The 9979-nt window shown below is 69.4% G+C and carries 7 protein-coding genes; all 7 read left to right on the top strand.

Annotated features, from left to right (window positions below; translation table 11 throughout):
• Nucleotides 1-88 precede the first annotated feature (88 nt).
• Nucleotides 89-544, top strand: coding sequence for a GatB/YqeY domain-containing protein (locus ABDZ92_RS15955; protein ID WP_125960022.1), 456 nt, complete (start codon nt 89-91; stop codon nt 542-544).
• Nucleotides 545-594: 50 nt separating this feature from the next.
• A complete protein-coding gene (dnaG, locus tag ABDZ92_RS15950) occupies nt 595-2490 on the top strand; it encodes a DNA primase (RefSeq protein ID WP_125960023.1) in 1896 nt (631 codons plus the stop codon).
• Between the two features lie 41 nt (nt 2491-2531).
• Nucleotides 2532-4556: an RNA polymerase sigma factor RpoD gene (gene rpoD / locus ABDZ92_RS15945; RefSeq protein ID WP_125960024.1), complete on the top strand. Its 2025-nt coding sequence runs from the start codon at nt 2532-2534 to the stop codon at nt 4554-4556.
• A 160-nt stretch (nt 4557-4716) separates the two neighbouring features.
• Nucleotides 4717-5373, top strand: coding sequence for a DUF6975 family protein (locus ABDZ92_RS15940; protein ID WP_125960025.1), 657 nt, complete (start codon nt 4717-4719; stop codon nt 5371-5373).
• Between the two features lie 72 nt (nt 5374-5445).
• A complete protein-coding gene (locus ABDZ92_RS15935; RefSeq protein ID WP_125960026.1) occupies nt 5446-5988 on the top strand; it encodes a CHAP domain-containing protein in 543 nt (180 codons plus the stop codon).
• Nucleotides 5989-6022: 34 nt separating this feature from the next.
• Complete coding sequence (locus ABDZ92_RS15930; protein WP_272695311.1) at nt 6023-7408, top strand: hypothetical protein; 1386 nt, start codon at nt 6023-6025, stop codon at nt 7406-7408.
• 74 nt (nt 7409-7482) lie between these two features.
• Nucleotides 7483-9756: a coiled-coil domain-containing protein gene (locus ABDZ92_RS15925; protein WP_164521215.1), complete on the top strand. Its 2274-nt coding sequence runs from the start codon at nt 7483-7485 to the stop codon at nt 9754-9756.
• The last annotated feature ends 223 nt before the right edge of the window (nt 9757-9979 follow it).

The raw sequence follows: 9979 nt of genomic DNA, 5'->3' as shown, positions 1-9979 counted from the left end.
GCTAAGGCCCACTGGCGCTCGCGTCAATCTGTTAAAGAAGGCGAGTTCCGGCTACCCTCCCCGGCTTTCCGACGAACCGAGAGAACCGATGATTCGCGACACCATCAAGGCTGCGCTGGTTTCCGCCATGAAGGGCGGCGACAAGCAGACCACGGCCACGATCCGCCTGATCCAGTCCGCGATCAAGAACCGCGACATCGAGGTGCGCACCGGCGGCGCCCCCGCCGACGACGACGCGCTTGTCGTTGAAGTGCTGCAGAAGATGGTGAAGCAGCGCCGCGAATCGATCGCCATGTACGAGCAGGGCAACCGCCCGGAGCTCGCCGCGAACGAGGCGGCCGAGGTCGACGTGATCGAACGCTTCCTGCCCACGCAGATGGACGAGGCCGAAACCGCCGCCGCGATCGAGGCGATCAAGGTCGAGCTGGGCGCAACGTCCATGAAGGACATGGGCCGCGTCATGGCCGAGCTGAAGGCGCGCCACGCCGCCAACCTCGACATGAGCAAGGCGTCGGGCGCGGTGAAGGCGGCGCTGGCGGGCTGAGCCCGAGCGCGCCCCTGCCTGGCGGCGGGGGCGCCGGCGGCGCGTAACCCATGAGCCTTTCCCCCCAGTTCCTCGACGAGCTGCGCGCCCGCACAATGCTGTCGGCGCTGATCGGCAAGACCGTGAAGCTCCAGCGTGCGGGGCGGGAATGGCGCGCCTGCTGCCCCTTCCACGACGAGAAGACGCCCAGCTTCTACGTCAACGACGAGAAGGGCTTCTATCACTGCTTCGGCTGTTCGGCGCATGGCGATGCCATCCGCTGGATGACCGACCAGCGCGGCCTCCCCTTCATCGATGCGGTGAAGGAACTGGCGCAAGCCGTTGGTTTGGAAGTCCCAGCGCAGGACAAGCGCTCCGCGGAACGGGCCGAGCGGGCCAAGGGTCTCCATGATGCGATGGAGGAGGCCGCGCGCTGGTTCACCGAGCAGCTGCACGGGCTCGCCGGCGCCGAGGCGCGGGCCGCGCTGGAGCGGCGGGGTATCTCTGCGAGCACGGCACGCAGCTTCGGACTGGGCTTCTCCCCCGACTCGCGGGGCAAGCTCAAGGAAGCGCTGGGCAGCTATGGCGACCCGATGCTGGTCGAGGCGGGGCTGCTGATCCAGGTCGAGGACAAGGCGCCCTATGACCGGTTCCGCGGCCGGCTGATGATCCCGATCCGCGACGTGCGCGGGCGGGTGATCGCGTTTGGCGGCCGCGTGATCGGCGACGGCGAACCCAAGTACCTCAACTCCCCCGAGACGCCGCTGTTCGACAAGGGACGTACGCTCTTCAACCTCGATCGCGCGCAGGCCGCCGCCCGCAAGGCGGGCCGGGTGATCGCGGTCGAGGGCTATATGGACGTGATCGCGCTCGCCCAGGCCGGGTTCGGGGAGGCAGTGGCGCCGCTCGGCACCGCGATGACGGAGAGCCAGCTGGAACGGCTGTGGCGGATGTCGGACGTGCCGATCCTGTGCTTCGACGGGGACTCCGCGGGGCAGAAGGCGGCGATCCGCGCCGCGCATCGCGCGCTCCCGCTGCTGGGGCCGGGGCGGAGCCTTTCCTTCGTGACGCTGCCGCAGGGGCAGGATCCGGACGACCTGGTGCGCGCCAAGGGGCCCGGCGCGTTCGAGGCGCTGCTGCGCGAGCCCGAGCCGCTGGTCGAGCGGCTGTGGAAGCATGAGCTTGCCGCAGAGCCGCTCACGACGCCGGAGAACCGCGCGGGCCTCAAGCGCCGGCTGAGCGAGCTTGCTCGTACGATCGGCGATCCGATGGTGCGCGACGAGTATCTGTCGGAGTTCCGCAATCGCTGCGACCAGGAGTTCGCGCCGCCGGAACGGACGCGACAGTGGCAGGGCGGCGGCGGTGGTTCGTGGCAGCGCGGCAGCGGCGGCCAGCCGCGCGGCGGCAACCGGCCGGGGCAGCGTGGCGGCTGGCGCCCGCCCGAGCCCCCGCCCTCCGACACCGCGCGCCAGATCGCGCAGGGCATCGATCCCGTGCTGGCAAAGGCGGTGGTCGCGGGCCTGATCCGGCACCCGGCGCAGATCGCGCGGCACCTGGAGGTACTGGGATCGCTGCGCCTGGCGGACGGTGCGCTCGGCCGATTGTTCGAAGCGGTGGTCGATGTGGCACTTGCCGACCGGCAACTTGATAGCGCCGGTATTCGTACCATATTGGCGAAGTCTGGTTTCAACGACATCGCAAGCGACCTGCTAAGGGCGGACACCCTGCCCTTTTCGTTCACCCGCAAGGATGGGGACGATGAGGCGCGGGCGATGGCGGACCTGGACGAGGCGATCGCCGTTCTGGTGACGCGTCCCGCGGTGGATGCGGCACTGGCAGAGGCGACGGCTGCGTTGCAGGCCGGGCTCGATGAGACCGCATTCGAGCGTCAGGTGGCGCTGGTACAGGAACAGCAGGCGCTCAAGGCGCGTCTTGCAAATCTGGTGCTGGCAGACGAAGACGATTAGAATCAGGCCGGATTTCAGTCCGGGTTTTTCGAGGGCAATTGATGGCGAAGGCGAACGGTGGCGGCGACGACACGATGGAGACGGGCGACGCGCCGCTGATCGATCTGAATGAAGGGTCGATCAAGAAGCTGATCGCGCGCGCTAAGAAGCGCGGCTACATCACGGTCGATCAGCTCAACGAGATGCTGCCGCAGGACCAGATGTCCTCGGAGCAGATCGAGGACATCATGGCCGCGCTCAATGAAATGGGCGTGAACGTCGTCGAGAACGAGGAAGCCGGCGAGGAAGGCGACACCGAGCAGGCCGCCGACGACGGCGACGAGGAGTCCGGCGACCAGCAGGACGACTCCGCGCCTGCGTTCGAGGCGGTCAAGAAGAAGGAGACGGTCGATCGTACCGACGATCCCGTCCGCATGTACCTGCGCGAGATGGGCGCCGTCGAGCTGCTCAGCCGCGAGGGCGAGATCGCGATCGCCAAGCGCATCGAGGCCGGCCGCGACACGATGATCCTGGGGCTGTGCGAAAGCCCGATCACCTTCAACGCGATCATCGGCTGGTCCGAGGCGCTGAACGAAGGCACGATGCAGCTGCGCGAGATCCTGGATCTCGACGCGATGCTGTCGAAGGGCCCGTCCGCCGAGCAGGTCGAAGCCGCCGAGGACGACGAAGGCGACGAGATCAACGAGAAGAGCACCGGCCCGACCTTCAAGGAAGAGGAAGAGCCGGAAGAGGAATCTTCGGACGACGAGGACGGCGAGCGCCGGGGCCCGCGCAACTCCGACGACGAGGAGGAGGACAACACCCTCAGCCTCGCGCAGATGGAGGAGACGCTCAAGCCGCAGGCGCTGGAGAAGTTCGCCAACATCACCGCGATCTACGAGCAGTTCTCGCGCATGCAGGGACGCCGGCTGGACGCGATGTCGTCGGGCGGCGAGCTGTCGGCCAAGGACGAGGCGACCTATCAGAAGCTGCGCGAGGACCTGACGGCCGAGGTCGAGAGCGTCCAGTTCCACCAGGCGAAGATCGAGTATCTCGTCGACCAGCTCTATGCGTTCAACCGACGCCTGACGACGCTGGGCGGCCAGATGCTGCGCCTTGCCGAGCGCCACAAGGTGCCGCGCAAGTCGTTCCTGGAGCAATATGTCGACCACGAGATGGACGAGCAGTGGCTGACCTCGGTCGCGACGCTCGACAAGAAGTGGAAGGCGTTCGCCGAGAACGAGGCGGCCGCCGTCGACCGCATTCGCAGCGAGGTCGCCGAGATCTCGCAGCAGACCGGCATGGCGCTCACCGAGTTCCGCCGCATCGTGAACATGGTGCAGAAGGCGGAGCGCGAGGCACGCATCGCCAAGAAGGAGATGGTCGAGGCGAACCTGCGCCTCGTGATCTCGATCGCGAAGAAGTACACCAACCGCGGCCTGCAGTTCCTGGACCTCATCCAGGAGGGCAACATCGGCCTGATGAAGGCGGTGGACAAGTTCGAGTACCGTCGCGGCTACAAGTTCTCGACCTATGCGACGTGGTGGATTCGGCAGGCGATCACCCGCTCGATCGCGGACCAGGCGCGGACGATCCGCATCCCGGTCCACATGATCGAGACGATCAATAAGCTGGTTCGCACCAGCCGCCAGTTCCTGCACGAGCAGGGCCGCGAGCCCACGCCGGAGGAAATGGCGGAGCGCCTCTCCATGCCGCTGGAGAAGGTGCGCAAGGTGATGAAGATCGCCAAGGAGCCGATCTCCCTCGAAACGCCGATCGGCGACGAGGAAGACAGCCACCTGGGCGACTTCATCGAGGACAAGAACGCGATCATCCCGGTGGACGCCGCGATCCAGGCGAACCTGAAGGAAACGGTCACCCGCGTTCTCGCCTCGCTCACCCCGCGTGAGGAGCGCGTGCTGCGCATGCGCTTCGGCATCGGCATGAACACCGATCACACGCTGGAGGAAGTCGGGCAGCAGTTCTCGGTCACCCGCGAACGCATCCGCCAGATCGAGGCGAAGGCGCTTCGGAAGCTCAAGCATCCGAGCCGGTCTCGCAAGATGCGCAGCTTCCTCGACCAGTAAGCACCAGAAGACCCCGGAGAGCAGCGCTTTCCGGGGTCTTTCTTTTGTGGCGACCCGACGCCACATGCACCGTCTGTTTACGCCCTTCTGCTAGGCCCTCGCGCATGAGCGGGTGCCATGGCGGGCCCGGGGCAGTGGACGTGACGGAGGAGGCCGGCCCGTGGGTGGGGTGATCAACACGACGGCGCCGGACGCATGGTCCGTGGTGTCGTCGCTGGCGAAGCGCGATGGCAGTGCCGGGCAGCCGCAGCTTGCGGCGCTCGCCCAGGACGCGTGCGACCCGCGCGACGTCGCCGATGCCGCCCATCACCTCTGCATCCTTCACGGCCGGCAACCGGGCGTCATCGAATATGCGGCAGCCCATAGCGACTTCGACTTCGCGCGCGACTGGCTGATCGAGGCGGCGGCAGGCTTTGCCCAGGAGCGCGGTTATCTGGTGGCGCTGGCCGCCGCGGCGGGGCCGATGCCGAGCACGCCGGGCCAGGCCAATACCGAAGCCGCCATCGCCGCACAGCGCCACGCGATCGACATGCTCTCGCAATCGGAACGGCGCGGCTGTGCGCTGGGTGCGGCGATCGCGCTGGTGCTCGACTGGCCGGCGATCCGGACCGGGCTGGATGCGGCGGCAGTCCGCCAAAGTCTGGACCCGGTGCCGGTCGCCCTGCCCGATTCGGCCGCGACCGCCGACCTGGTGGCGATGCTCGCTACCAACCGGGCGACCGAGCGCGCGATGTTGTTCGGGGTGGAACAGCTGCTCGCCCAGCATCGTGGCCTTTGGGACCTGATGGAGGCGCGGTCCGAAGCGCGCGCGGGCTGAGGACAACGCTTTTGCGATCTTCCCTGCGCCGGCGTTAACCGACAGGTTAGGAAGCCGGGCTACCACCGCCTCATGTTCGCTTCGTTGCTCAGGGGCGCGCTCTGCCTCTCCCTTGCTGTCACCGCGACGCTGCCCGCCGGCGCGCGAACCCTGCTCGACTATACGGGCGAGTGCGTGCCCTTTGCGCGCAGCGCGTCGGGCGTGCAGATCTATGGCGATGCCTGGACCTGGTGGGACCAGGCAAAGGGCAAGTACGAGCGCGGCCACGTACCCAAGGTCGGCGCGGTGCTGGCAATGGCGAAGTCTGAGCGGCTGCGGCTCGGCCATGTCGCGGTGGTCAGCCGCATCGTCGACAAGCGCGTGCTGATGGTCACCCATGCCAACTGGTCGCGCATCGGCGGCACGCGCGGACAGGTGGAGCAGGACGTGACGCTGTTCGACGTCTCCCCCGACAACGACTGGACGCAGGTAAAGGTCTGGTATCGCGACAGCGAGGGACTGGGCGGCAGCATCTATCCCGCGCACGGCTTCATCTATGGGGACAAGCCGGTGGCGGAGCTGAGCGGGAAGAGCCCCGATTACGTAGGATCGCTGATCGACGCCTATGCGCGCTGACCCCTGCCCGCTAGCCTGAGCTCGGGGGGTACCAATGGGGGTGTGGAAGCGGGACGAGCGCTGGGCGCTTGCGGCCGTCGCGACGGCGATCGCGGCAGGGCTCGCGCTGCGCATCGCGGCGGGCACCGGGGCGCTGTGGCTGGACGAGGCTTGGTCGGCGGTGTTCGCCCGCGATGCGGGGACGCCGCTCGGCATCCTGTGGCTGATCAACCACGACAATAATCATCACCTCAACACGCTGTGGATGCAGTGGGTGGGGTTCGATGCGCCGCCGCTGCTGCAGCGCGGGCTGGCGATCGCGTCGGGCACGCTCACCATCGGCGTGGCGGCGGCGATCGGCTGGCGACGCAGCCCCCTGGCCGGGGCGATCACGGCGGGATTGTTCGCGCTGTCGCCCGCGCTGGTCTGCTACGGATCGGAGGCGCGCGGCTATGCGCCGATGCTGCTGGCGTTCGCGACGGCGGTGCTGCTGGTCGACCGCTGGCTCGCCGCCCCTGAACGAGCGCCCGGAGCAGCGAGCCTCGCGATCGCGCTGGGATTGGGGCTGCTCGCCCAGGCGACGATCGTTTTCGGGCTGGCGGCGCTGCTCGGCTGGGCGGTGATCGAGCGACGGCGCGTCGTGGGCCCTCGCACCGTGGCGCGCGAGATGCTGCGCGTCTTCGGCCCTGCCCTGCTGACGATGGCGGGGATCGTCGCGCTGATGTGGCTTGCCGCGCACACGAGCGCGACCGGCTTTGCCGTGGGCGGGGTGCAGCCGCACAGCTGGGGCGGCTGGGCGCATGCGCTGTCGCAGCTGCTCCACTATACGCTGGGCCTGCCGCCGCTGGTGGGCGCGGTCGTACCCCTGATGCTGTTGCTGGCACCTCGGAGCCGGCTGCGCGACCTGGCGCTGTGGAGCGCGATCGCCTTTCCGCTGGTGCTGGCGCTGCTGGCGCTGCCCAACAGCATGATGCCGCGATATTATCTGGTCGGCAGCGTCGGGCTGCTGCTGTGGCTGGGCGAGTGGCTGGCGCAGCTTGCCGGGCGCGGTGCCCGCGCGAGGGTGGCGGTCGGCGTGGCGCTGCTCGCGGGGGCGGTGGCGATGCTCGCGACCGACCGGCTGCTGATCCGCGACCAGCGTGGCGACCCGGGGCAGGCGATCGCCGCAATGGCCACGCTCGCGCCTCAAGGGACGACGGTGGTGGTGCACCGCGATCGGGAGACGGCGGTGCTCGATGCGGCAGCGGCCGCGCGCGGCTATCCGCTGGAGGTGCAGGTTCCCCCCTGCCCGGCCGCGCCGTTCGTGCTGGTCGACCGGGACGGCGACCACCCCTTTCCCGCGCACGTGCGCGCGTGCGGCCACCCCTATGCCGTGGTGGCGGAACGCCGTGCCCTGGGCCTGTCCGGCCTTCACTGGCAGCTGCTGCGCCGGCGCGACTGATCCGCCCGCGACCGCGCCGAGGCGAGAGGCCGGCCGGTGTTGCGCAGGCGCAATAAATGCTACAGCCCCGCCCCATGGATTCCGGCTTCAGCACCGCGGGCGAACAGGCGCCAGACGTACAGGCATATGCGGGCGAGACGCGTCGCTCGTTCGAACCCGCGCAGGACGAGGCCGAAGTGGAAGCGCCCTCGGCGAAGCGCTGGCTGCTGCCGGTGGTCGTACTGGTGCTTGCGCTCGGGTGGGTGGCGCTGATGGTGTCGCTGGCGGGGCCTTGGCTGGGGAGCGGTCCCTTTCCGCCGCAGGTCGCGAGCTTCGTGGCGGCGCTGTGCGTGCCGCCGACGCTGCTGGCGATCCTGTGGCTGGTCTTCCAGCGCAACAGCGTGGCGGAAGCGCGGCGGTTCGGCGACGTGGCGAGCGGGCTGCGCGCAGAGGCCGAGCGCCTGGAACAATCGGTCGCGGCGCTCACCGAGCGGCTGGCGGCGAATCGCGCCGAACTGGCGGAACAGGCGAACACGCTGCTGGCGCTCGCCGGCAATGCCAGCGAACGGCTGGCAGTGATCCGCAGCGGCATGGCGCAGGAGAGCGAGGCGCTGAAGCGCCACACCGACCTGCTGGGCGGCACCGCGCGCGAGGCCGAGCAGCGATTGCAGCGGCTGGTGCAGGCGCTGCCGGATGCCCGGACCGAGATCAGCGAGATCGCCGAGGCGGTAGAGCGCGCGGGCAAGGCGGCGACGCGCTCGGCAGGCGAGCTCGACACCCGGCTGGTACAGCTGGCGGAGCATGGACGCGTCGCAGGCCGCGAGGCCGGAGCGGCGAGCGAGCGGCTGGCGCAGCATCTCGCACGGATCGAGGCGGCGGGCGACTTTGCCGGCGCACGGCTCGAAACGGTCGCGGGCAGCATGGTCGACATGATCGAGGCGGTGTTGGAGCGGACCGGCAGCGCGGTCGAGAACGCCCGCTCGGCACTTGCCGCCGAGGGCGATGCCGCGATCGAGCGGCTCCAGCGCGAGCATCTGGCGATCGAGCGTACTGCGCGCGAGGGGGGCGAGGCGCTGGACGCGCGCATTGCCCGCATCGAGGAGGGACTGGCGCGGATTGGCGCGACGCTGGACGAGCGGCACCGCGAAGGCGATGCGCTGGTGCGCACCCTGGCCGAGGGCATCGACGACGTCGACGCGCGCTTTGCCACGCTGCATGCGACCGGCACCGAGCGCGCCCAGGCACTGGCGGCGGCGATCGACGCGCTGCGCAACCTGATCGGCTCCACCACCGCGGCGATGCGCAACGGCGATGCGACGGCGCAGGAGGTCATCACCACGGCCGAGCGGCTGCTGACCGCGCTCGACGCATCGGCGCGCGAGCTGGACGAGACGCTGCCGGCGGCGCTGGAGCGGCTGGACCAGCGGCTCGCCATCACGCGCGGCGCCGTTGCCGGCACCACGCCGGAAGTACGCGCGCTGGTGCAGGACGCCGAGGCGACGCAGCAGGCGGTGGAAAAGGTCGGCGCCCTGATAGAGGGCCAGCGCGTGGCACTGAACGACGCGGCACGTACCATGGCCGAGACGTTGGACACGGGCCGCGAGCGCGTGGACGGGGTCCATGTCATCGTCGATGCGACGGTCGCGACCACCCGGCGCTTCGCCGAGGAGGCGGCACCCCAGCTGATCGAAGCGCTGGAACAGATCCGCGCGACCGCGACGGGCACCGCGGAGGACGCGCAGAACGCGTTCGACCGGATCGTGCCGACCGCGGCCAAGCGGCTCCAGACCGAGAGCGCCGCCGCGCTTTCACGTGCGATCGATCGAGCGGTCGTGCAGCAGGTCACGGCCCTCGGCGAGGCTGCGACCAAGGCGGTCGAGACCGCCCACCGCGCCTCCGATCGGCTGGCGCAGCAGCTCGGCCAGATCGCCGAGACCAGCGCCGCCATGGAAGCGCGCCTTGCCGAGCATGAGGCGGAGCGCGAGGCGTCCGACACGGACACGCTGGCGCGCCGGGTGTCGCTACTGATCGAGGCGATGCACTCGGCCTCGATCGACATCACCCGCGCCTTCTCGCAGGAAGTGACCGACGCCGCCTGGGCCGCGTATCTGAAGGGCGACCGGGGCGTCTTTACCCGCCGAGCCGTCAAGCTGATCGACTCCGCCCAGGCGCGCGAGATCGCCCAATTCTATGACGAGGATGCGGGCTTCCGCGAGCAGGTGAACCGCTACATCCACGACTTCGAGGCGATGCTGCGCCAGATCCTGACGCTGCGCGACGGATCGCCGCTGGGCGTGACGCTGCTGTCGTCGGACATGGGCAAGCTCTACGTCGCGCTCGCCCAGGCGATCGAGCGGCTGCGCGGCTGAGTCGCGTCGCGGAAAGTTAGTCGAAAGTTAGTCCAAGAACCGCCCTCCCCGCATCCCCGACGGACGGCGCCGGAAGGCCGCCACCGGGACGTGTGCTCGGCGAGTCAGATCAGAGGCGCGCGCTGTAGGAAAGCCCCCGCCGGCGTTCCGGCGGCAGGGTTGCCGCCTGGCCGCTGGCCGATATCGCGGCCGCGATGCAACTTCTGGGGCCGCCCGCCGCTCT

The organism is Sphingomonas molluscorum, assembly GCF_039522995.1.
Lineage (GTDB): Bacteria > Pseudomonadota > Alphaproteobacteria > Sphingomonadales > Sphingomonadaceae > Sphingomonas > Sphingomonas molluscorum.
Note: the sequence above shows the minus strand (reverse complement) of the source record. Positions and strands in the feature narration are given on the sequence as shown.